The organism is Serratia sp. CY81684, from assembly GCF_052166595.1.
GTDB lineage: Bacteria > Pseudomonadota > Gammaproteobacteria > Enterobacterales > Enterobacteriaceae > Serratia > Serratia nematodiphila.
On record NZ_JBJNOO010000003.1, the window covers coordinates 1,466,125 to 1,488,089 of the forward strand.

The 21,965-nt window shown below is 61.6% G+C and carries 18 protein-coding genes; 8 read left to right on the forward strand and 10 right to left on the reverse strand.

The features are described 5' to 3' along the window. Positions 1-37: 37 nt before the first annotated feature. Complete coding sequence (locus tag ACJ8QF_RS14815) at positions 38-8,548, forward strand: amino acid adenylation domain-containing protein (RefSeq protein ID WP_442537639.1); 8,511 nt, start codon at positions 38-40, stop codon at positions 8,546-8,548. Between the two features lie 58 nt (positions 8,549-8,606). Next, the gene (entS, locus tag ACJ8QF_RS14820; RefSeq protein WP_004937950.1) at positions 8,607-9,890 is read left to right on the forward strand and encodes an enterobactin transporter EntS; all 1,284 of its coding nucleotides are present in this window, start codon (positions 8,607-8,609) and stop codon (positions 9,888-9,890) included. Positions 9,891-9,894: 4 nt separating this feature from the next. On the opposite strand, the gene ACJ8QF_RS14825 is transcribed toward entS, so the two are convergent. Beyond that, positions 9,895-10,254, reverse strand: coding sequence for a winged helix-turn-helix transcriptional regulator (locus tag ACJ8QF_RS14825; protein ID WP_004937947.1), 360 nt, complete (start codon positions 10,252-10,254; stop codon positions 9,895-9,897). A 101-nt stretch (positions 10,255-10,355) separates the two neighbouring features. Here ACJ8QF_RS14825 and ACJ8QF_RS14830 point away from each other — a divergent pair, with 101 nt between their 5' ends. Both ACJ8QF_RS14830 and ACJ8QF_RS14835 read left to right on the forward strand, forming a co-directional pair. Next, on the forward strand, positions 10,356-10,910 hold the full coding sequence (locus ACJ8QF_RS14830; RefSeq protein WP_004937942.1) for an NAD(P)H-dependent oxidoreductase: 555 nt from the start codon (positions 10,356-10,358) through the stop codon (positions 10,908-10,910). A 91-nt stretch (positions 10,911-11,001) separates the two neighbouring features. Next, complete coding sequence (locus ACJ8QF_RS14835) at positions 11,002-11,652, forward strand: LysE family translocator (protein WP_131164678.1); 651 nt, start codon at positions 11,002-11,004, stop codon at positions 11,650-11,652. A gap of 15 nt (positions 11,653-11,667) precedes the next feature. Here ACJ8QF_RS14835 and ACJ8QF_RS14840 read toward each other — a convergent pair whose 3' ends face one another. Then, positions 11,668-12,444 carry an NAD(P)H-dependent oxidoreductase gene (locus ACJ8QF_RS14840; RefSeq protein WP_131164677.1) on the reverse strand — a complete coding sequence of 259 codons (777 nt, stop codon included), beginning with the start codon at positions 12,442-12,444 and terminating at the stop codon, positions 11,668-11,670. An 84-nt stretch (positions 12,445-12,528) separates the two neighbouring features. Between ACJ8QF_RS14840 and ACJ8QF_RS14845 the strand changes: the two genes are divergently transcribed. Further along, a complete protein-coding gene (locus ACJ8QF_RS14845) occupies positions 12,529-13,422 on the forward strand; it encodes a LysR family transcriptional regulator (protein WP_015377898.1) in 894 nt (297 codons plus the stop codon). A 19-nt stretch (positions 13,423-13,441) separates the two neighbouring features. Here the strand turns inward: ACJ8QF_RS14845 and ACJ8QF_RS14850 are convergent, their stop codons facing one another. The 3 genes from ACJ8QF_RS14850 to ACJ8QF_RS14860 form a co-directional block, all read right to left on the reverse strand. Next, positions 13,442-13,603: a hypothetical protein gene (locus tag ACJ8QF_RS14850; RefSeq protein ID WP_015377897.1), complete on the reverse strand. Its 162-nt coding sequence runs from the start codon at positions 13,601-13,603 to the stop codon at positions 13,442-13,444. Positions 13,604-13,744: 141 nt separating this feature from the next. Then, positions 13,745-15,814: a TonB-dependent copper receptor gene (locus ACJ8QF_RS14855; protein WP_442537640.1), complete on the reverse strand. Its 2,070-nt coding sequence runs from the start codon at positions 15,812-15,814 to the stop codon at positions 13,745-13,747. Between the two features lie 221 nt (positions 15,815-16,035). Beyond that, positions 16,036-16,437 carry a DUF2946 domain-containing protein gene (locus ACJ8QF_RS14860; protein WP_265260677.1) on the reverse strand — a complete coding sequence of 134 codons (402 nt, stop codon included), beginning with the start codon at positions 16,435-16,437 and terminating at the stop codon, positions 16,036-16,038. Positions 16,438-16,667: 230 nt separating this feature from the next. Between ACJ8QF_RS14860 and ACJ8QF_RS14865 the strand changes: the two genes are divergently transcribed. After that, positions 16,668-17,276, forward strand: coding sequence for a class I SAM-dependent methyltransferase (locus ACJ8QF_RS14865; protein WP_265260676.1), 609 nt, complete (start codon positions 16,668-16,670; stop codon positions 17,274-17,276). Positions 17,277-17,316: 40 nt separating this feature from the next. Here the strand turns inward: ACJ8QF_RS14865 and ACJ8QF_RS14870 are convergent, their stop codons facing one another. Beyond that, positions 17,317-18,618 (reverse strand): PQQ-dependent sugar dehydrogenase, encoded by a 1,302-nt coding sequence (locus ACJ8QF_RS14870; protein WP_265260675.1) that lies wholly within the window; start codon positions 18,616-18,618, stop codon positions 17,317-17,319. Between the two features lie 10 nt (positions 18,619-18,628). Continuing rightward, a complete protein-coding gene (locus tag ACJ8QF_RS14875; protein WP_021503704.1) occupies positions 18,629-19,054 on the reverse strand; it encodes a DUF2231 domain-containing protein in 426 nt (141 codons plus the stop codon). A gap of 168 nt (positions 19,055-19,222) precedes the next feature. Between ACJ8QF_RS14875 and ACJ8QF_RS14880 the strand changes: the two genes are divergently transcribed. Beyond that, complete coding sequence (locus ACJ8QF_RS14880; protein WP_176325917.1) at positions 19,223-19,681, forward strand: YbaK/EbsC family protein; 459 nt, start codon at positions 19,223-19,225, stop codon at positions 19,679-19,681. Positions 19,682-19,766: 85 nt separating this feature from the next. Here ACJ8QF_RS14880 and ACJ8QF_RS14885 read toward each other — a convergent pair whose 3' ends face one another. Further along, complete coding sequence (locus ACJ8QF_RS14885) at positions 19,767-20,144, reverse strand: VOC family protein (RefSeq protein ID WP_442537641.1); 378 nt, start codon at positions 20,142-20,144, stop codon at positions 19,767-19,769. Positions 20,145-20,416: 272 nt separating this feature from the next. Here ACJ8QF_RS14885 and ACJ8QF_RS14890 point away from each other — a divergent pair, with 272 nt between their 5' ends. Continuing rightward, entirely contained in the window at positions 20,417-20,668 is a 252-nt protein-coding gene (locus ACJ8QF_RS14890) for a GrpB family protein (RefSeq protein ID WP_442537642.1), read from the forward strand. Positions 20,669-20,972: 304 nt separating this feature from the next. On the opposite strand, the gene ACJ8QF_RS14895 is transcribed toward ACJ8QF_RS14890, so the two are convergent. Together ACJ8QF_RS14895 and ACJ8QF_RS14900 are read right to left on the reverse strand one after the other, a co-directional pair. Then, positions 20,973-21,353: a nuclear transport factor 2 family protein gene (locus ACJ8QF_RS14895; protein WP_442537643.1), complete on the reverse strand. Its 381-nt coding sequence runs from the start codon at positions 21,351-21,353 to the stop codon at positions 20,973-20,975. Between the two features lie 85 nt (positions 21,354-21,438). After that, positions 21,439-21,951 (reverse strand): hypothetical protein, encoded by a 513-nt coding sequence (locus ACJ8QF_RS14900; protein ID WP_440484180.1) that lies wholly within the window; start codon positions 21,949-21,951, stop codon positions 21,439-21,441. Positions 21,952-21,965 lie beyond the last annotated feature (14 nt).

The window sequence follows — 21,965 nt, forward strand, 5'->3', positions numbered from 1 at the left end:
AATCGATATATTCCGTTTGAGGGAAAGGACAGACACCATGTCAGAAACGCTTTCTTTACCGGATACTCAGGTCGAGTATCGGGATTATCCGCTGGTTGCTGCGCAACCGGGGATCTGGATCGCCGACCAAATCGCGCTGCGCCGCAACAGCTTCGCCGTGGCGCACTACACCGAACTGCACGGCGCTATCGATCGTTCGGCGCTGGAGCGCGCGATCCGTCAAGGGCTGGCCGAAGCGGATACGGTTCAGGCGCGATTCTTTGAGGCGCAGGACGGCCAGCCGGTGCAGCGTTTACCGCTGATAGCCGATCCCGCACGCGTGCAGGCGCCGGAGTGGTTCGATTTCAGCGCGCGGCCGGACGCCGAGCAGGCGGCGCTGGCGCTGATGAACGACGATCTGGCGCAGGATCTGCCGGCGGACGGCGAACGGCCGCTCTATCGCCATGCGGTGATCCGCGTCAGCGCCGATCGCTGGTTCTGGTACCAGCGCTTTCATCATCTGACCCTGGACGGCTTCAGCTTCGAGGCCATCACCCGTCGGATCGCCGATATCTATCGCGCGCTGCGTCACGGGCTGTCGCCGGCGGCATCGCCGTTTACCCCATTCGGCAAGGTGGTGGAAGAGTTTCAGCAATGGCAAACGTCGCCGGCGCGCCGGCGGGCGGCCGAGTTCTGGCAACAGCATCTGCGCGATTTGCCGTCGCCGCTGTCGTTATCAACGGAGAGTCGGGAGGTTGAACCGGGCGCCCGGCCGCTCAAACAGGCGCTGGTGCTGCCGGAATCGCTGTTTGACGAAGCGCTGCGCGATGGCGCGCTGCAGTCGCTGCAGCCGGCCGATATCGTCACGGCGGCGCTGGCGATGTATCTGGCGCGCATGAGCGGCGAAACCCGTTTTTCACTCGGTTTTCCTTTCATGCGCCGTATGGGCTCCCAGGCGCTGGCGGCGGTCGGCCCGGTGGTTAACGTGCTGCCGCTGCTGCTGAATGTGACGCCGGAGATGTCGCTGGCGGACGTCTGCCAGGCGACCGTGGCGCAAATCAAACAGGCGCGCCGCCATCAACGCTATGAAGCGGAGCAGATCAAACGCGATCTCGGCCTGGTCGGCGGCCATCAGGAACTGTACGGCCCGGTGATCAACGTCAAGGTTTACCACAGCGCCTTGTCCTTCGACGGCCAGGCGGCCGTTACCCATACGCTGGCGATGGGGCCGGTCGACGATCTCGAGTTTGAGATCGGCTTTCGCAACGGCGTGCTGACGCTGTCGTTGGTGGCCAACCCGGCCAAATACTCGCCGCGCACCTTGCATCACCACGCGGAGCGCATCGGCCATTGGCTGCAGCAACTGGCGCGGCAGCCGCACCAGCCGAACGGTCAACTGGCGTTGATCGGCGAAGGGGAGTTAAAGCAGCTCGCGGCCTGGGGGCGCGGCGCGCATCTGACACCGCCGGCGGGCATGGTGTCAATCATGGACGCTTTCCTGCGCCAGGTTGAGCGGCAGCCCGAGGCGCTGGCGGTGGCCTGTGGCGATGTGCGCCTCAGCTACCGTCAGCTCTCCGAACGGGTGATGCAGCTGGGGCGAGTGCTGATCGAAAGCGGCATCGGCGCGGAAGACGTGGTCGCCATCGGCATTCCGCGCTCGGTGGACACGCTGGTCGCGCTGTTCGGCGTGTTGGCCAGCGGCGCGGCCTATATGCCGCTCGATCTGGATTACCCGCGTGAACGCCTGGCGCTGATGTGCGACGACGCGCGGCCGGCGATGTTGCTGACCCACCGCGCTACGCAGGCCAATATGCCGGATCTGCCACAGGTATTGTGCCTGGACGACGCAGCGTGCCTGGCGCGCTGCGCGGCCGCCGAAGCTGCGCCGATAACGGATGCCGAACGGCGTGCGCCGCTGAACGAGGCGCATCTGGCCTATATGATTTACACCTCCGGTTCGACCGGCAAACCCAAAGGCGTGATGTCCACGCACCGCGGGCTGCTGAACCTGTTCCTGTCGCATCAGGCCTCGCTGTTTGGCCCGGCGATCGAAAAATTCCAGGCTCGCCATGGGCGCCGCCTGCGCGCCGGCCATACCGCTTCGTTCTCTTTCGACTCCTCCTGGGAACCGCTGTTCTGCATGATGATGGGCAGCGAACTGGTCATCTTCGATGAGGAGCTGCGCCGCGATCCCTGGGCGCTGCTCGAACAAACCCAACAGACGCCGATCGATCTGCTGGACATCACGCCGTCATTCTTCTCGCAACTGGTGGACTGCGGCCTGCTGAAGGGGCAGTTCCCGCTGCCGGCGTTCGTGATGATCGGCGGCGAGGCGGCGACGCCGACGCTGTGGAACCTGATGCAGCAGCATCCGGAGGTGGAGATCCACAACTATTACGGCCCGTCCGAATACACCGTCGATACCCTCGGCGCGCCGGTCATGGCCGCCGAACAGCCGGTGATTGGCCGTCCCCTCGCCAATACCGAAGTCTGGCTGCTCGACGGCCGCCTGCAGCCGGTGCCGATCGGCGCGGCGGGCGAGCTGTACATTTCCGGCAAAGGCATCGCGCGCGGGTACCTGCGGCGCCCGGATCTGACGGCGGCGCGCTTTGTCGCCAATCCGTTCGCCGAAGGCGAGGTGATGTACCGCAGCGGCGATCTGATGCGCTGGAGCGCGGAGGGCCAGCTGGTGTTTATTGGCCGGACCGATCACCAAATCAAGGTGCGCGGCTTCCGCGTCGAGCTGGGTGAGGTGGAAAGCGCCTTGGCCGCCTTGCCGGACGTGGGGCGGGCGGTAGCGATCGCCGAGCCGATCGGCGCCACCTATCGCCTGATCGGCTATTGCTCGGTGCAGGATGACGCGCGCCGTGCCTCACCCTCGCTGCAAAGCGAGCTGCTGGGGCAGCTGGCGCAGCGTCTGCCGGATTATATGGTGCCGGCGATCCTGGTGGTGATGCCGGAGCTGCCGCTTAACGTGAATGGCAAGATTGACCGCCAGGCGCTGCCCAAACCGCAGGAGACGCTGGCGCAAAGCATTCGCGAGCCGGCCACCGAGCAGGAAAGGCTGATTTGCGGCGCCATGGCGCAGCTGCTGGGGATGGATCGCATCGGCGCCGACGACGATTTCTTCGCGCTCGGCGGCGACAGCATCTCGGCGATGGGGCTGGGCACCGCCCTGCGGCGCAAAGGGTATCTGCTGCGGCCGCGCGAGATCTTCGCGCTGCACACCCCCGCGCGCATGGCGCAGGCGATGCAGCCGCTGGCCGTAGACTCTCAGGCTGCACGCAGCGTGCAACAAGGCCCGATCGACGGGCTGCCGATCCTGCACTGGTTTGCCGAGACGGGCGATATGCATCGTCGCTTCGCGCACGGGGTTTTTCTGCGCGTGCCTGCTGAGCTGCAGCCGGAACAGCTGCGTTATGCACTGGAGCAGTTGCGTGCGGCGCACCCGGCGCTGGGCGCGCGGATCCGCGACGGTCAGTTGGTGGTTGAAACCGCCGCCGGCGGTGAACTGATGCAGGTTCATAACGTATCCGGTGAGCTGGAGTTAGCGGCGGAACAGGCGTTTGATGCCGCACTTGACCATCTCGAACCGGCTGCCGGCACCATGATGCAAGGCATCCTGTTGCGGCGTGACGGGCAGAGCCTGGGGCTGGTGCTGGCGATCCATCACCTGGTAGTCGACGGCGTTTCCTGGCGCATCCTGCTCGACGAGCTGCGGCAGGTGGCCGACAGCGCCATGCAGGGGCAGCCGATCACCTTGCCGCCGGAAGAAACCTCGCTCTATGAGTGGTCTGCACGCCTACGAGCCGACGCTGAACGCCGGGAAGCCGAGCTGCCGTTCTGGCGGCGGATGCTGGCGGACGGCGCACCGCGTTTGGGGCGACGCGCGCTGGATCCGCTTAGCGATCGCACTGGCGACGTATCGGAAAAACGCACGCTGCTCGACAGCCGGCTGACCGCCGCGCTGCTCGGCACATTGCCGCAGGGATACCGCGCGCAGGTTGAAGAGATCATGCTGTGCGCGCTGGCTCAGGCCTGCCGCCGCCGTTTCCAGGCCGCTTCGCTGCGTTTCTCTCTGGAGTCGCACGGCCGCGCCGAACTGGACGACGGACTCGATCTGGCCCGCACCGTCGGCTGGTTGACGGCGGAGTATCCGCTGCACATTGAACTGCATGACGCTGAGCACAATGAGGCCGTGCGTGCGGTGAAACGGGCGACGCGAGCGGTGGCCGATCGCGGCGTCGGTTATGGCCAGCTACGTTATCTGCATCCGCAGCGTGACGAACTGGCGGCGCTGGCGCAGCGCAATGCACCGGAGATCTTGTTCAACTACCTCGGGCGTTTCAGCCAGGATGAGGGGCACTGGACGCCGCAACGCAGCCAAACCCGCTTCCGCGACGCCTTCGCCGTGGCGCAGGATGCGCAGCAGGCGCTGTCGTATGGCCTGGAGGTGAATATCTTTGTCGAAGAGCGGCGCGACGGCGCCTGCCTGGCGATCAACTGGAGCTGGCTGGAGGCGATTTTCAGCGAGAGCGACATTGCGCAGCTGCACAGCGGCATCGAGCAAGCGGTGCGTTCACTGTGCGAGTTTGCCGCGCGTCATCCCGAACGCGCGGCGGCAACGTTGGTGGCGGCCGAGATCGCCCAGCCGAACGTTGACGATGAGACGGTGCGCGCCTGGGAGCAAGAGTGCGGGCCGTTGGCCGCGGCGCTGCCGCTGTTGCCGTTGCAACATGGCCTGCTGTTCCATGCGCAGACGGCGCAGCAGGGCGGCAGCTATAACTCGCTGACGCGCCTGAGCCTCTGCGGCGAGCTGGACGAACATCAACTCCAGCAAGCGCTGAATGCGGTGATCCGCCGCCATCCGCAGCTGGCCGCCCGGTTCAACCGCGAGGGCGAACCGCTGCAGCTGATACCGCAGGAAATCCATTGGCCGCTGGACAGCCGTAAGCTGCCGCCGCTGTCCGAAGAGCAAGAAGCGCAGGCGCTGCATGAACTGGAACAGGAAGAGCTGCAGCGCGATCTGTTTAACCAGCCGGGCGCGATGCTGCATGCGCTGCGGATCAAACACGGCGATAGCGAACGCTACACGCTGTTCCTTAACGCACACCATCTGATCGTCGACGGCTGGTCGACGCCGGTGGTGCTCAACGATCTGATGCAGGCCCTGCGTGAAGGCGAACAGGCGTTGCCGCCGCTGCGTTCGAACTATGCCGATATCGTGCGCCGCCTGACCGCGCGGGATGCCGACGCCTCGCGCCGCCTCTGGCGTGAGACGCTGCAGGATGTGCGCCCGACGTTGTTGTTCGGTGAATCGCATAACGATCGCGTGCATGAGCTGGAAATGACGCTGCCGCCGGCCGAGGAAAGGCGCTTGCTGACCCTGTGCCGCGAACGCGGGCTGACGCTCAATACCCTGATGCAGGGCATCTGGGCGCTGCAGCTGGCCAGCTGTTGCGGCCAGCAGGACGTGGTGTTCGGCTCGCCGGTTTCCGGCCGCTTTGGCCAGATAGAAGGGATTGAGGAACACGTTGGCCTGTTCAGCAACACGCTGCCGGTGCGGGTTCGTCTGCAGCATGACCGTTCGTTGACGGATCAACTGACCGAACTGCAGCATCGGCAGATTGAACTGCTGGAGCACGACGACTTGGGCTTGGGGGAGATCCAGCATCTGGCCGGGGCGGGCACGCTGTTCGACACGCTGTTGGTGGTGGAAAACTACCCGGACAACGACGCCTTGCTTGGCGGCGCAGGTTCCTTGCGCTGCGATGCCATCCGTAACAAAGGCTATACCCACTATCCGCTGACGCTGCTGGTGCTGCCGGGCGAGCGCCTGCGTCTGCTGATGGAGTACCGCGATTCGGTGCCGCAGCCTGAACGCTTCGCCGCACGGCTGATGGCGCTGCTGCAACAATGGATAGCGCAGCCGGATCTGCCGCTGCCGCGCTGGCAATTGCAAACCCCGCAGGAGCAGGCGCTGGTCGCGGCGGTCAACCGCACCGGGCAGGCGGTGGCGGACACCACCTTGCATCAGGCGATCGCCGAGCAAGCGCGGCGCACGCCGGAACGCATCGCGCTGCAGGACGCCGGGCACAGCCTCAGCTACCGTGACATGCAGCGCCAGGCCGCGCTGTTGGCCGAACGGCTGACGGCGGCTGGCATTCAGCCGGGCGATATCGTCGCGGTGGCGTTGCCGCGTTCGGTGCGCCTCAGCCTGGCGCTGACGGCGATTGTGCAGACCGGCGCCGCCTGGCTGCCGCTGGATACCGGCTATCCGGACGAGCGGCTGGCCTACATGGTGGCAGACGCCAAGCCACGGCTGATTATCACCGAGAGCGCCTTGGATGCCCGCTTTGCCGCGCTGGCGCCGACGTTGCGGTTCGATGCGCTGGATGACAGCGGGCGCGAACCGATGCAGCGCGCACCGGCGGGGAGCGGCGATTATCCCGCCTACGTGCTGTATACCTCCGGCTCGACCGGGCGGCCGAAAGGGGTGGTGGTGAACCACCGGGCGATCGTCAACCGTCTGTTCTGGATGCAGCATGAGTATGCGCTTGATGCGCAGGACGTGGTCCTGCAGAAAACGCCGTGCAGCTTCGACGTTTCCGTTTGGGAGTTCTTCTGGCCGCTGATGGTCGGCGCGCGTCTGGTGATGGCGCCGCCGGAGGCGCACCGCGATCCGCAGGCGCTGACGACCTTGATCGACGACTATGGCGTGACCACGCTGCATTTCGTTCCGTCGATGTTGGCTATCTGGGTTGAGGCGCTGAACGAACGAGCGCCGCAGCGCGCCGCCGCCAGCCTGAAACGCGTGTTCTGCAGCGGCGAGGCGTTGTCGTGTGAACTGGCTTCCCGCTATCAGGCATTGGTTGCCGCGCCGCTGCATAACCTGTATGGCCCGACGGAGGCGGCGGTCGATGTTACCTATCAACCGGCGTCCGGCGAGGCATTGGCGGCGGTGAGCGGCGCCGGCGTGCCGATCGGCAAACCGGTCTGGAACACCCAACTGAGCATTCTCGACGCCATGCTGCGGCCGGTGCCCGTCGGCTGCGCCGGCGATCTCTACCTGCGCGGCATTCAGCTGGCCGACGGCTATCTGCATCGGCCGGGATTGACGGCGCAGCGGTTTGTCGCCGATCCCGCCGGCAACGGCGCTCGCATGTATCGCACCGGCGATATCGCCCGCTGGCTGGAGGACGGCAGCGTCGAGTATTTGGGCCGCAGCGACGATCAGCTGAAGATCCGCGGCCAGCGCATCGAGCTGGGTGAAATCGAGCAGGCGCTGCTGGCGCAGCCGGGGGTAGCGCAAGCGGCGGTGCACGCCATCGAACTGGGCGAGGGCGCGACGGGACTGGGCGGCGCCGATATGCGGCAGTTGGTCGCCTGGCTGATCGCCCAACCGGGCGTGACGCTGGATACCGCCGTACTGCATCAGGCGCTGGAGGCGCGTTTGCCGGCGCATATGATGCCGGTCAGCTATGTCATGACCGACAGCTTCCCGCTCAGCGCCAGCGGCAAACTGGATCGCAAGGCGTTGCCGCGGCCGCAGCTGAACCCGCAGAGCGGCCGCGCGCCGCACAGCGACAGCGAGCGCCTGCTGGCGGCGCTGTTCGGGGAACTGCTGGGCCGTGAAAACGTGTACGCCGACGACGACTTCTTCGCACTGGGCGGCCACTCGCTGCTGGCGATGCGTCTGGCGGCGGAGCTGCGTCGGCGCGTCACCCGGCCGCTGAGCGTCGGGCAAATCATGTTCGCCCGCAGCCTGGAGAAGATGGCGCATCTGCTTGATGACGCGCAGGCCGCCAACTCGGCCGAAAGCCGCGGCGTCGGCGAATGCCTGCAGCTGCGGGCCGGCCAAGGCCCGGCGCTGTTCTGTCTGCACCCGGCTTCCGGTTTCGCCTGGCAGTACTCGGGGCTGAGCCGTTATCTGCCGGGGAGCTACCCTATCATCGGGCTGCAGTCGCCAAGACCGGATGGTGCCATCGCCACCTGCGAAGACATTGAGCAGATGGTCGATCGTCATCTCGCCACTCTGCGCCGCCTGCAGCCGCAGGGGCCTTACTACCTGCTGGGCTATTCGCTCGGCGGCACGCTGGCGCATTCGATGGCCGCACGTCTGCAGCAGCAGGGGGAGGAGGTGGCGTTCCTCGGCATGCTGGATACCTATCCGCCGGAAGGCCAGGACTGGACCGGCCCCACCGAGGAAGAGGCGCAGAAGGAGGTGGCGCAGGAACAGGCCGAGTTTATGGAGGAAGATCATGGCGATCCGGCGCTGATGGCGGAGAAGGCGGCGATGTTTGACAGCATTGTCGCCAACTACCGCGACGCGGTGCGCCTTCTTTCTCAGGCGCGCAGTCAGCGTTTCCACGGCACGGCAACGCTGTTCGTCGCCGACCGGACGCTGCCGCCAGAGATGGATATCAACGCCGTGTGGGCGCCGTATCTGGATGGGTTGATCTGCCATCACCAAGGCTGCGAACACGCAGACATCCTGTCGCCGGCCTCGCTGGAGACGCTCGGGCCGCTATTGCATTCGCTGCTGACGAGGCAATACGGGTTGGTATAACGCAGCCGGGCCGGGGCGTGCGCCACGGCCCGTACTAAAACATGATATGCAGGACACTATGGCCAGACCTTCTTTTTTTCTTGATTTCAGTTTGCTGAGAAGCAATGCGCATTTTCGCGCGATTTTCTGCGCCCGCATGCTGTCGGTGTTTTCACTCGGCATGCTGGCGGTGGGGGTGCCGATTCAGATCCAGGCGATGACCGGCTCCACGTTGCAGGTGGGCGTGGCGGTGGCGCTGGACGGGGTGGGCATGTTTATCGGCCTGATGCTGGGCGGGGTACTCGCCGATCGCTACGATCGCCGCAAGCTGATCCTGTTCGCGCGCGGCACCTGCGGGCTGGGCTTTGTCGCCCTGAGTCTGAACGCCTTCGCCCCGGCGCCGTCGCTGTGGGCGCTCTACCTGCTGGCAGCCTGGGACGGATTCTTTGGCGCGCTGGGCATGACGGCGCTGATGGCGGTGATCCCGCTGCTGGTCGGGCGTGAAAACCTGGCGGCGGCGGGGGCCTTGAGCATGGTGACGGTACGCATCGGCGCGATCCTGGCGCCGGCGCTGGGCGGGATTATCATCGTGTTCGGCGGTGTCGGTCTCGCTTTCGCCGTCGCGGCGGCCGGGACGCTGGGCACCCTGGTGCCGCTGGTGCGCTTGCCGACGCTGCTGCCGCAGCAGCAGGAGCCGGAACACCCGCTGCGCGCGCTCGCCAGCGGTTTCCAGTTTGTCTGGCGCAATAAGGTGGTGGGTTCGGTAGTGCTGCTGGGGATGTTGATGAGCATCGTCGGCGCCGTCAGGGTGCTGTTCCCGGCGCTGGCGCAGGATGCTTACCACGTTGGAGCCTCCTCAATTGGCCTGATGTATTCTGCGGTGCCGCTCGGTGCGATGCTGGGCGCGCTGACCAGCGGTTGGGTGGGGCGTTTCTCTCGCCCTGGCGTGCTGATCCTGGCCGCCGCGATCGTCGCGTTCACCGCCATCGCATCGCTGGGGCTGTTCAGCCATCTGGCGCCGGCGCTGTTGGCGCTGGTGTGCTACGGCTATGCCAATGCCATCGCCTCACTTCTGCAGTTCATGCTGATCCAGAGCAACACGCCGGACCATCTGCTGGGGCGGGTGAACAGCCTCGGCACCGCACAGGACGTGACCGGCGATTCGATCGGCGCGCTGGGGCTCGGCGTTCTGGGCAGGGTGTTCACCCCATTGATGAGCGTGCTGTCGTTCGGTGCGTTCGCCGCCTTGTTGGGCGTGCTGGTGGCCTGCAGCGTGCGCACGCTGCGCCAGTGCCGGCCGGCAGACGCGTTGGTCGAGCACGATGAACCCGCACCGGCAACCTCAGCGGCGGCGGACAATTAACCCCTTATGGCACCGGCGGTTCCGGCCGGTGCTGTTCCCCCCAGTGGCACATCATGTCGATCACCGGGATCAGCGAACGCCCGCGCTCGGACAGGCTGTACTCCACCTTGGGCGGGATCTGCGGATACTCCTTTCTCACCACTAGCCGATCTTTTTCCAGCTCTTTCAGCGTCGAACTCAGCGTCTTGTACGAAATGGTGCCAATGCAGCGCTGCAGTTCGTTGAACCGCAATACCGGCTTATACAGGGCCAGCCAGTAGAGAATAATCATTTTGTATTTGCCGTTGATCACCGACAGCGTATAGCCATAGCCGGTGTCTTCGAGGCTGATGCCCGTTGGGCTGCAGCGGGATTCTGCGGTCATTTACACTTTCTCCAAGGTAAGTATGTGTCGTGAGTGTGCGTATTTTACATTCTGTCAGCATACCCTAAGATGCGTCGAAACACCTGACTGGAGAACTCAGTATGAAAACCTTGGTGGTCGTGACCCATCCCGATATGGCGAACTCGGAGGTCAACAAACGTTGGCTGGAGGAACTGCGCCGCTATCCGGCGCTGTATACCGTGCACGAACTGCATCAGGCCTATCCGGACTGGCAGATCGACGTCGCCAAAGAACAGCAGTTGATTGAAGCCCATGACAACATCGTGCTGCAGTTCCCGATTTACTGGTTCAGCAGCCCGCCGCTGCTGAAAAAATGGCTGGACGACGTGCTCACCTACGGCTGGGCCTACGGTTCCCGCAGCGGCTATAAGATGCAGAACAAGAAACTGGCGCTGGCGGTCACGGCGGGCGTGCGCGCAGAAGATTACGCGCGTGAAGGGCGCTATCGCTACTCGCTGGAGGAAATCTTCCGGCCGTTTGAAGTCACCGCCGGTTACGTGCGGGCCGACTATGCTTCGTTCTTTGCCTTTTACGGCAAGGAAGCCGCTTCGGACGGGGCGGCAGAGCAGGTTCAGCAGCACGAGCTGGACAGCAGCGCGCAGGGCTATCGGGCATTTCTCGCCGGCCTGAATTAACGACACGCCCCGGATGCGCCTGATAGTGCTGTTGCGAATGTCCGGGGAAGAATATGATTACCGTCTCCTATGATTAGCCGGTGATAACCCCATGCCTTCGGCCGAAACGTTTATTGCTTTTCTTGTTGCACTCACCCTCCTGGAACTGTCTCCCGGACCGGACATGATGCTCACGCTGGCCCGGGGTATCGGCCAAGGCCGCCGTATCGCGCTGCTCAATGTTTTCGGCATGGTTTTTGTCGCCGGCATGGTGCAGGTTTCCATGCTGGTGCTCGGTCTCGCCACCTTGCTGCATACTTATCCGCTGGCGTTGGACGTATTGCGTTGGGTTGGGGCCGCCTATCTGGTCTGGCTGGGGATAAAAATGCTGAAGGTAAGTCGGCAGCGTTCCGATGCCGTGCTGAAACCCCGGATGATGACCGGGTGGCAGGCGGTGAAAGAAGGGGCAATTAACAGCCTGACCAATCCTAAGTCGCTGCTGTTCATGTTTGCTTTTCTGCCGCAGTTTGTTAACCCAGAAAACGGGCCGGTTTGGTTGCAATTGCTCGTTTTAGGTTCCATTCAGAAGCTGGTCGGGATCCTTTCACTGGGCTCTGTCGCGATGGCCTCCGGCACCGTGGGGCAATGGCTCGCCCGCAATCCCCGTTTGTTGGTCTGGCAGCAGAGATTTACGGGCGTGGTCATGATGGGATTGGGCGCCAAACTCCTCCTTGGGGGCGGCGCTGTGTCAGCGCCGCGATAAGGGGAGCGGCTCGCGCTATTTCAGGTGAATGCTAAAGCCGTCTTGCCCCGGCGCCAAATGGGCTTTCAGCGTCAACTGCGGGATCAGGTAGTCACCGGCGTTTTGCCGCCGAAACGGAATCGGCTCGGTGCGCCACAGGTTATCGAGCCGCTGTCCGAGCTGCTCGCACAGTTCGGCAAAGCGCGTCTCGTCGGTCTTACCGGCGCGGTAGGTGACGAACGGCGGCAGCACCTCGAAGCCTGGGTAATGCAGCATGCCGTGCTGGATAGGGAACAGGATATCGTCGATCGGCCCGTTGATGCCGCGCGGGGCGTAATGGGATCCCCACCCGCCGACGCTGACGATCAGCATCGCCCGTTTGCCCGCCAACATACCCTCGCCGTAACGGTCGCCCCAATGGGTATCGGAATGTTCACCGACGCCGTAGGCAAAACCATAGGCATAGACGCGATCGACCCAGCCTTTCAGGATCGCCGGCATCGAGAACCACCACAGCGGGAACTGCAGCAGCACCGCGTCCGCCCAACGCAGCTTTTGCTGCTCCCGTTCAATATCGGCGCTTTGCACGCCGTTGGCGAACGCGCGCCGGGAATCCAGCGAAGGATCGAAACGGGGCCCTGATGCGCCTTCCTGGCTGTCATCGGCGTCGATCGCCGCTTTCCACTTCATGGCGTACAGGTCTGACACCTGGACCTGATGGCCGGCCTGCGTCAGGCGCTCAACGGCGAAGTTTTTCAGTGAACCGGTCAGCGACTGTGGCTCTGGGTGGGCGTAAACAATCAATACATTCATAACAACACTCCTTGGGGTGAGAGCTGCAGGTTAGGGCGTCACAAGGTATATTAGAAATGAATTACTGTTATCCCAGGTATAACCATGAATAATTTAAGGCGGTTGGATCTCAATCTGCTGGTGACGCTCGACGCGCTGCTGGCGGAGAACAACGTCACGCGCGCGGCGCAGCGGCTCAATTTCTCTCAGCCGGCGGTCAGCGTGCATCTCGCCAAACTGCGGGCGATCTTTGACGATCCGCTGCTGCTGCCCGGCCCGCGCGGCATGCGTCCGACCGCCAGAGCGGAACAGCTGCGGGAACCGCTGAGTCAGGCGCTGGCGGCGCTTGAGTTGGCGGTGACGCCGGCCACGCCGTTCGATCCCGCCGTGGCGACCGATACCTGGCGAGTGGCTGCCTTCGACTATGGCGAATCCACCATCGTGCTGCCCGCGCTGAACGGTTTGCGCTCGGCGGCGCCCGGCACCCGGCTGGCGGTGCTGGAAACCGCGCCGGCACGCATCGCCAAACTGGCGGAACAGGGAGAGATCGATCTGGCGTTTCACACCCGCGAAGGGGCGCCGCCCGGTCTGCGTCAGCGTACGCTGTTCAGTGAACGCTATGTGCTGGTGGGCAGAGTCGGTCACCCTAAGCTGCATGAAAACCTGACGCTGGCGCAATTTTGCGAATTGGAGCAGGTGATGGTCTCGCCGGACGGCGGCGGTTTCTACGGCATCACCGACCAGGTGCTGGCGGACGTGGGGCTGACGCGGCGCGTGGTGCTTTCGGTGCCGCATTTTCTCTTTGTGATCTCGGTACTGACGCAGTCCGATTTGGTGGCGATGTTGCCGGAGCGGCTGGCGCGCAACCACCCTTTATTGCAGCAACTCAAACCGCCGTTGGCGGTGCCGGGTTTTGAAATGACTATGCTGTGGCACGAACGCTCGCATCGGGATCCCGCTCACCAGTGGCTGCGCGAACATATCGTGCGTTCAGTGTGAGCGGAAACAGCGCGGGAAATTACATGAACAGGAAGCGATCGGCCAGCGGAACGCCACGCTCAAGGCGCGGTGGCAACGCGTCGTCACGATCGTCAGGCTGGGCAGCCTGTGGTGCGGTGTCTTCGGCTTTTTCGATCATCAGCTCGCCGAGCAGGGCCAGAAAACGAGTGATCTTTTGCATATTCCCTCCGGGGCAATGATTAACCTGAGGATGATAGTAATCGCCGCCTAACCGAATGGGAAAAACTTAAAACTCATATCCTAAGAACCGGATCGCATATCGCCTGACCGGGCGACGGTTATCCATCGCCCGGTGAATAGCTTAGAAGGTGACGTTAACCTTGGCCCACAGGGTGCGGCCCGGTTCATTCACCGCGCTGTTGGCCGAATAGCCGAAGGCGCTGTTGCCCGCCAGGTTGAGGTGCTCGCTGTAGGTCTTGTTCAGGATGTTATCCAGACCGGCGCTCAGCTTGACGTTTTTATTCACCTTGTAGGCGGCGTTGGCGGAGAGCACGCCGAAGCCGGCGCTTTCGGCAAAGTCTTTGCCCACCACGTTGCCTTCGTTGATCGCCACGCGGTTTTGGCTGCTGACCAGACGCCACAGGCCGGTGCCGCTCCAGTCGCCGTACTCGTAGGTCAGCCCCAGGCGCGCTTCCAGCGGCGGGATCTGCGGCAGCGGGCGGCCGTCGCGGGTGTTTTTACCCCAGGAGTAGGCCAGGCTGGCGTCGGTTTTCCAGTGTTCGCTCAGCTGGTAGCCCATGCCCATTTCGCCGCCCATGATGTTGGCGTTGACGTTGTCGGCCTGGCTGAGGCGCGCGTTGTGCGGATCGTATTTGAACAGGATGAAATCATCGACGCGGCCCAGGTAAGCGGAGACCCAACCGTTGAAGCGCTTGCCGTTATACTGCGCGCCGATATCAAGCTGCGTGGTTTTCTCGCTCTTGACGCTGGAGAACGGATCCTTGCTGCCGTTCGGGCCGAGCTTCGGCGAGAACAGCTCCCAGTAATCCGGGAAACGCTCGGTATAACCGACGCCGGCATACAGCATCAGCGGCAGCTCGGCCAGCGTATGCTCAAGGCGCATAAAGCCGCTCGGCAGGGTGTCGGAACGCTCCGCATCGCCGCCGTTGCGGAAGTTTTCCACCAGGGTGCGATCGAGACGCGCGCCGCCGATCAGTTTATCCTGTTCGCTGGTGGACCAGGTCAGTTCGCTGAAGGCGCCGTAGCTGTTGAACTGGGCGTCTTTTTCCCAGCTGCCGCGGCTCATGCTGCGGTGGGTGTTGGTTTGGGTGTCCAGGCCGCTTTCCAGCTTCACGTCCTGCCACTGCCAGGTGCCCATCACGCGGCCGCCGACGGTACGGCGATCGAGCTGCATCGTCATGCCGGAGGACATCATATGCCCGCCATGGCCGCCCATGCTCATGCCGCCATGGCCGCCGTGCCCACTCATGCCGCCGCTGCCCGGCGAGCGCAGGGTGACGTTGTCCATCACGTGGTTGGCGTAGTTGTAGTAGACCTGTGCTTCCAGCTTATCCAGCACCTCGCCGATGTTGGATTTTTCCACCCGCATGCCCAGGCTTTCGCGCTTGAACTGCGAACCGTCCATGCTGCGGCCGGCATAGCGCGCTTCGCCGTTGCCGCGGCCCATGGTCACTTCCAGCAGCGTATCGTTGTCCGGCGTCCAGCCGAGCGCCAGATCGCCGTTCCATTTGTCCCAGCGCGACGGCACGCGCGTATGGGTGCCGTCCTGATAATCGTTGGCGCGGGATTTGTTGGCCATCACCCGCAAGTAACCTTGCTCGGCGCCGAGGCTGGCGTCGATATTCTCGTCCCAGCGGCCGTTGGAGCCGGTCAGCACACTGGCGTTGCCTTTGACGCCCGGCTTGTCGAAGCGCGGGCGTTCACGTTCGAAACGCACGGTGCCCGCCGACGATCCCGGCCCCCACAGCACCGTCTGCGGCCCTTTGGTGATGGTCAGCAGATCGAAACTTTCCGGCGAGATGTAAGAGGTGGGCGCGTCCATTCTCGATGGGCAGGCGCCCAGCATTTCCGAACCGTCGGTGAGGATCTTCAACCGCGAACCGAACATGCCGCGGAACACCGGATCGCCGTTGGTGCCGCCGTTGCGGATCTGAGAAAAGCCGGGAATGGTTTTCAGATAGTCCGAACCGTCACTGGCGGGCACCGGCTGGCGCGGAGTTTTCGGTGACGTCACGATGGTCAGCGGAGAGTAGAGTGGGGCGGTGACGGTGATCACGTCGCCATCATTAACCTGCGCGTCGGTAGGGTGCTGATGCGCCTGCGCCGCGTGGCCGGCCAGCAGGAACAGCGGCATGGCGGTGGTAATGGCGCGGGTGGCGGCGTTCTTTTTATAAGCGGGTTTAAACATCATCTTTCCTTAAGCTAACTTTTTCCATTATTTTCCGGCGATTTATTCAGGCGTGGGGAGGCCTGGCGAAAATCACCATCGGAAAATACGGGGGTTAATTCCCTGAACGTGGAAATAACCGGGCTAATAATGTCGTCTCGATGATTAACCATTGGGCGAATTAATTCCGCCGGGTTGAAGCGATCAACGGCAATACAGAGAACGGCAATGGGCTTATTGTTAAATCAGAGGAAAGAGACGGGCGGCGCGCGCGGCTGTAATTCGGTGTGAACGACGTGGGCAAACAGGGGAACGAGATAGTGGATCGGCGGCGGGCGCGAAGCCAGCGGCAGGGACCAGAACAGCGGGGCGTGGCTCACGTCCAGCAGCGGCGCATGCAACAACAGCACACAGTAGCCGCAGGCGCTGTCGTCCATCATCATCGCCATGTTGTGGTGGCCGCCGCCGTGCTGCATCTGCGGCTGCGCGGCTTTTTCAGGTTCAGGCGGCGGCGAGTGCATCTCGTGATGTATCGGCATATCCATGCCGCAATCCGCCATGGCGGTCGTTCCAGCACTTCCGGCGCGTACATGCTCCAGGGATCGCGAGATCACCGGCGCAATGAACAACATCAGAATGGCAAACATCCCTAACCAGGCGGCGGCCCGATTTCGCGATGCATGGGGCTGAATTAACGACACAATCAACCTAAAAAAAGGGTTAACACAGGGTAGGGAATTGTACTGGTTTATGTCGAAATGTTAAAACCTTTTATTTCTGGTCAACGGCCTGTTGATGAATATATTATCGGACAAGCGCTTTAATTCTGACCAAAGGCTATTTTTTTTGCGCCAATAACGTGACGGGGACAATATTAATGACGGAAAAACTGGCGAGCACGATTATTCCGCTTTATGACGAACATGCCGCCGCCTGGGAACGCCTCAGACCCATCACGCTGTTTGAGCGGCCGTGGCTCGACCGCTTTTTACAGCTTACCCCGGCCAATGCGCGGCTGCTCGATCTCGGCTGCGGCAATGGCGCGCCGATCGCCGCCTATTTTATCGAACAAGGGTATCGAGTCACCGGCATCGACGGTGCGCAGGCGATGATCGCGCGCTGCCGGCAGCGTTTTCCACAGCAGGAGTGGCGGCAGATGGATATGCGCCAGCTGAATCTGGCGACAAGATTCGACGGCCTGCTGGCCTGGGACAGCTTCTTCCATTTGGCGCGCGACGATCAGCGCCGCATGTTTCTACTGTTCAGACGGCACGCCAAGCCGAATGCCGCATTGATGTTCACCAGCGGCCCTGAAGACGGCGTGGCGATCGGCAATTTCGAAGGCCAGCCGCTGTTTCACGCCAGCCTGGCGCCGGAGGAGTATACGCGCTTGCTGCAGGAGAACAGCTTCCGCGTGGTCGATCATGTGGTGGAAGATCCCGCCTGCGGGGGAAGAACGGTCTGGTTGGCGCAAAGCATTGAGTGACAATGTCACGTGCAGGTTCTTCGGAACCTGCACGTTAACGTTATTTAGCGCTGACGCGCCAGACGGTGTTGCCCACATCATCCGCAATCAGCAGGGCGCCAGCCTTATCGACCGCTAATCCAACCGGTGCGCCATAGAGTTCCTTCTCGTCGTCGGAGACAAAGCCAGTGACCACCGCTTTGAGTTTACCGACCGGCTTGCCTTGCTCAAACGCCACGTAGCTGACCCGGTAGCCGTTCAGCGGCGAGCGATCCCAGCTGCCGTGCTCGCTGACAAAGGCGCCGCCGCGATAGTCGGCCGGCAGAGCGCTCGCGGTGTAGAACAGCAGCCCCAGCGGCGCGACGTGCGAGCTGAGGGCGTAGTCCGGCTTGATAGCTTTCGCCACCAGATCCGGCCGCGCCGGCTGTACCCGACGATCGACGTGCTGGCCGAAATAGCTGTAAGGCCAACCGTAGAAGCCGCCGTCCTGCACCGAGGTCAGGTAGTCCGGCACCAGATCGGCGCCGATCTCGTCACGCTCGTTGACGATGGCCCACAGCTTGCCGCTGTGCGGTTCCCACTGCAGCCCGGTCGGATTGCGCAGGCCGCTGGCGAAGATGCGGCTGGCGCCGGAGGCGGTGTCCACTTCCAGCACGGCGGCGCGCCGGTACTCTACGGCCAGGCCGTTTTCGGTGATGTTGCTGTTGGAGCCGACGCCGACATACAGCTTTTTACCGTCCGGGCTGGCCAGCAAGGCCTTGGTCCAGTGATGGTTGATGGTGTCCGGCAGATCGGCCAGCTCTTTACCCGGATCGCTGATGCGCGTTTCGCCCGGCTGATAGACGTACTGCATGATATTGCCGGTGTTGGCCACATACAGGGTGTTGCCAATCAGCTGAACGCCGAACGGAGAATCGAGCCCCTCGAGGAAGACATGCTTTTCCCAATTGCCGCCGGCGGTTGGGCGCAACAGGGTGATGCGGTTACCGCCTTTTCCCCCTTTACCTGACTTGCCCTTAACCAACCCGGCGATCAGCTGCTTGGGCGTGCTGACCGCTTCCGTGCCCGGCCCGTTGGCCTCCACCACCAAAACATCGCCGTTGGGCAGGGTAAGCAACTGACGCGGGTGCAGCAAACCGTCTGCCACCTTGTCAATTTTCAAGCCTTCGGCGACTTTCGGCATCTGGTTTTGCTGCCAGCCCACGCCCTTTGGCACCTGCATCGGTGGCATCAGGAAGTCTTGCGCCGCCGGCAACGCCGGATCCGGCCCCATTTGTTGTTCCGGCGAAATGACGGCGCTGTTATCGCAGCCGGCCAGCGCCAGCACGGCCGAAAGCGCAATCGCGATGGATGATAGCTTCATGAAAACCTCCTTATTTTGCGCGGGCGCTCACGGCCAGCAGAATGTTGGCGAAGCTCAGCAGCGCGACCACGATCGCAGACAGCACCAGACCTTGCGGCACCACGGCATACGCATCCCGGCTATGCACGAAAGCGTTGATAATGGCGAGAACGATGGCCAACAGATTCAGCCAGAAATGGAGCTTGACCGATGAGCCCTGTAACCGGCCGCTGCCGAACCACACCTGCACCAGATTAATCAGCCGGGGAATAATGGCAAAAATCAGGCCGATGGCGATCAGCCAACTGGCACCATTGACCCATTGAATATTCGCCGTGCAGGCATAGATGATGTCGAAAATGAGCGCCGCGGTAAAAAATCCGTAGGGTATCGGATTGAGCCATTCATAGACGGCCACCGCGGCCGCTGAAGGCCTTGCTGTCGTTTGCGTGGTCATACGGTTATCTCCATGAAAAATGATAGATAAAAAAGGCGTTGGCCCCTTAAAGCTTTGTTCAGATTCACCGATTTGAACAATTTTGATTCTCATTTTTAGCATGCGATGTTAAAACCGAAACCATCACTTCGGCATTATCAATGGCTTAGCAATATCAGGAGGCAGGGTATGAGCATAGAACGCGTTCAGCGTTTTCTGGCCGAGCACGCACCGGAGACGACGGTGACGGTGCTGGCAAAGAACACCGCAACGGTGGCGCTGGCGGCAGAAGCCTTTGGCGTGGAGAGCGGGCAGATCGCCAAGACGCTTTCGTTTCGCGTTAACGACGATGTGGTGCTGCTGGTAATGGCGGGAACCGCCAGAATCGACAACAAGAAGTACAAGCAATTCTTTGGCGTAAAGGCACGTATGCTGCCGACGGAGGAGGTGGAGGCGCTGACCGGCTATCCGCCCGGCGGCGTTTGCCCCTTTGCCGCACCGGCAACGGTGAGAGTTTACTGCGATCGCAGCCTGTGCAGCTACAGTGAAGTGCTTCCGGCAGGCGGCAGCGATAATTCAGGCGTGAGAATTGCGCCGCAGCGGCTGGCCGGCATCACGGGAGCGGAGTGGATTGACGTGACAGGGTAACTTTAAGTGACGATGTCACAATTATGTTATGTTAAATCTAGTGCGTTGCCTCGCGATTAACATGCTGTTTTAACTGGAAAAAACACTAGCCCATCGGATTGTGGCAAACTGCCTCGATATTGTGGCCATCCGGGGCGATCACAAATGCCGCATAGTAGTGGGCATGGTAATGGGGCCGTAAACCGGGCGCGCCATTGTCTTTGCCGCCGGCGTTTAGCGCGGCGTGGTAGAACGCATCGACCTGCTCACGGCTGCTTGCGACAAATGCTAGGTGCAGATGCGCCGGCTTTTCGTCGGTTTGAAACAGGCACAATGACACATTCCCCCGATCGGGACAAAGTTCGACGCCATAGCCGGGCTCGCCTTCAGCAACGATTTTTACACCCAGAGGCGCCAGCGCATTGAGGAAAAACGCGTTGCTTAGGGCAAAGTCGCTGACGCCAAATTTCACATGATCAAACATGGAGAGGCTCCTGGAGCGAGGAAGAATGTTTCCATTCAGTATAGCCAACGCCGTGGTGGGCGCCGAAAGCAATGAAACGCGCGCCAATGCGCATTTGGCGTGCAAATACTGCCCGCTTAAATGACGCGTTTTGGAGAAATCTGCAGTATCGTAAGCCGCCACGTTTTATCAGATTTCACGTAGCGCGATCAAAAAAGCAGGGGGTTTTTGGCCAATACCGGCAGGTATACGCCATTGGAAACCATGCCCGGTCATCATTATTGGAGTGGAAAATGTCAGCGCGCATCATCACGATCCCAACGATTGATATATTGCTGGAGGTTGAAAGTCTGCCGGCGTTGGATAGCTTGAATGACATGGGATATACGCCGCGTGGCGAGAACGGCATTGCCGGCAGGCGTTACGACATCAAGGGAAACGGCAAACGCACGCATCAGCAGGAAGTGAATAGGCGATCTGACATTTGGCGTTCAGAGATTATCTGCGCAAGCATTATGATGTTCTCAGCAATACAGGGCAATTAAATATCAGGCAGAAGAAGGCTGCCGGCAAAATCCAGCGGCTTATGACCGGTTGAAAAACGAATTTATTCAACGGCACGAGCAGTTGGCGCTAGCCTGGTTGGCCACAGGTGAAACCCCATGAATCAGGCCTGGACGGCATAATCCACATACCTGCATCTAGGTGCGCATAATGTATATTATGTTAAATTGAATTACTGGATACGCACCGGGGTTATCCTGCCCGTCCTTTCTCACCTCACCTTCAAGGCTTTATCAGGCGGATATCCTTTTTTATGTTTAAGCCCATCTATCAACCCATCTCAGTTTAACCCTTAGTCGGCGTACCTTGATGAAACCGCATCTGCCAACCTGCCTTGGCTGTCAGAAGCCAAATCGATGAACGTTCGGTGCAACGAACGGCGTGGCCCTGCGCGTCACGCTGAAAACTTTTATACGTCAGAAACACGGCGCCTTCGCTGATTTGCGCCAGCTTAAAACCTTCGGCAAAAATCTGCGGATGTTCAGTTTCCATTTCCAGCGCCGCAACGGTTTGGCGTTTGTCATAACGCAGCCCTGAACGACCAATCTCTTCAAAGTCTTCATGCAGCAATGCCGCGACGCGCCGCGGATCGCGCCGCACCGGCGGCTGATGAAGTTCAACCTCAAGCGCCTGGATTTGGCTGTGCCACTCTGCAAAATGGGTCAAAATACCCTCCTTTTTGATCGCGCTACGTGAAATCTGGCAAACTCCGGCAGTCAATCTGCACCAGAATGACACTCGTGAGAGCTGATTATTCCCAGGACTCCTTCTCATAAGGCTTTTGCCAGTTCTTTTCCGTGACGGGCACGAGTTCCCCGTTGAACGTGTAGGTGCAACAACGGCATCTCACCGGCACATCTTCTGCGGTAAATGCCGGGTTCACTTTCTGCAGTATCCCGCGTTCATCGACACACAGTCCGCTGTAATAGCTAGATTCACCACAGCAGACATAGCTCCGCCAGTTTTTACGGTGCAGCGCCACCAGGTAAAAAATGGGTGCTGGTTTGTCCAATCGACTAACCGCTTCGCTATGTACTTCATTCCAGGGTTGGCCCACTTTACTGAGCAGAAATTGAAATAGCGGCGTGTAATCCATGCCATGTTGTATCCGCCCATGCATGCTTTCACGCAGCGGCAACTGCTCATCGTCCGCCTGTTTGCCATGGCGTCCCCAACGGTATTCACCACCGCTGGCGATGGACCCTTTGGATGTAACACTTTCTCTTCTATAGAGTTTTTTCTTTGTATCGCGATGTGTTCTCATCAAACCTCCAAAGT

Excerpts from the sequence above, each read along its gene's own strand:
- ACJ8QF_RS14815 (WP_442537639.1), top strand. The coding sequence starts at position 38 with ATGTCAGAAACGCTTTCTTTACCGGATACTCAGGTCGAGTATCGGGAT.
- entS (WP_004937950.1), top strand. The coding sequence starts at position 8,607 with ATGGCCAGACCTTCTTTTTTTCTTGATTTCAGTTTGCTGAGAAGCAAT.
- ACJ8QF_RS14825 (WP_004937947.1), bottom strand. The coding sequence starts at position 10,254 with ATGACCGCAGAATCCCGCTGCAGCCCAACGGGCATCAGCCTCGAAGAC.
- ACJ8QF_RS14830 (WP_004937942.1), top strand. The coding sequence starts at position 10,356 with ATGAAAACCTTGGTGGTCGTGACCCATCCCGATATGGCGAACTCGGAG.
- ACJ8QF_RS14835 (WP_131164678.1), top strand. The coding sequence starts at position 11,002 with ATGCCTTCGGCCGAAACGTTTATTGCTTTTCTTGTTGCACTCACCCTC.
- ACJ8QF_RS14840 (WP_131164677.1), bottom strand. The coding sequence starts at position 12,444 with ATGAATGTATTGATTGTTTACGCCCACCCAGAGCCACAGTCGCTGACC.
- ACJ8QF_RS14845 (WP_015377898.1), top strand. The coding sequence starts at position 12,529 with ATGAATAATTTAAGGCGGTTGGATCTCAATCTGCTGGTGACGCTCGAC.
- ACJ8QF_RS14850 (WP_015377897.1), bottom strand. The coding sequence starts at position 13,603 with ATGCAAAAGATCACTCGTTTTCTGGCCCTGCTCGGCGAGCTGATGATC.
- ACJ8QF_RS14855 (WP_442537640.1), bottom strand. The coding sequence starts at position 15,814 with ATGATGTTTAAACCCGCTTATAAAAAGAACGCCGCCACCCGCGCCATT.
- ACJ8QF_RS14860 (WP_265260677.1), bottom strand. The coding sequence starts at position 16,437 with ATGTTTGCCATTCTGATGTTGTTCATTGCGCCGGTGATCTCGCGATCC.
- ACJ8QF_RS14865 (WP_265260676.1), top strand. The coding sequence starts at position 16,668 with ATGACGGAAAAACTGGCGAGCACGATTATTCCGCTTTATGACGAACAT.
- ACJ8QF_RS14870 (WP_265260675.1), bottom strand. The coding sequence starts at position 18,618 with ATGAAGCTATCATCCATCGCGATTGCGCTTTCGGCCGTGCTGGCGCTG.
- ACJ8QF_RS14875 (WP_021503704.1), bottom strand. The coding sequence starts at position 19,054 with ATGACCACGCAAACGACAGCAAGGCCTTCAGCGGCCGCGGTGGCCGTC.
- ACJ8QF_RS14880 (WP_176325917.1), top strand. The coding sequence starts at position 19,223 with ATGAGCATAGAACGCGTTCAGCGTTTTCTGGCCGAGCACGCACCGGAG.
- ACJ8QF_RS14885 (WP_442537641.1), bottom strand. The coding sequence starts at position 20,144 with ATGTTTGATCATGTGAAATTTGGCGTCAGCGACTTTGCCCTAAGCAAC.
- ACJ8QF_RS14890 (WP_442537642.1), top strand. The coding sequence starts at position 20,417 with ATGTCAGCGCGCATCATCACGATCCCAACGATTGATATATTGCTGGAG.
- ACJ8QF_RS14900 (WP_440484180.1), bottom strand. The coding sequence starts at position 21,951 with ATGAGAACACATCGCGATACAAAGAAAAAACTCTATAGAAGAGAAAGT.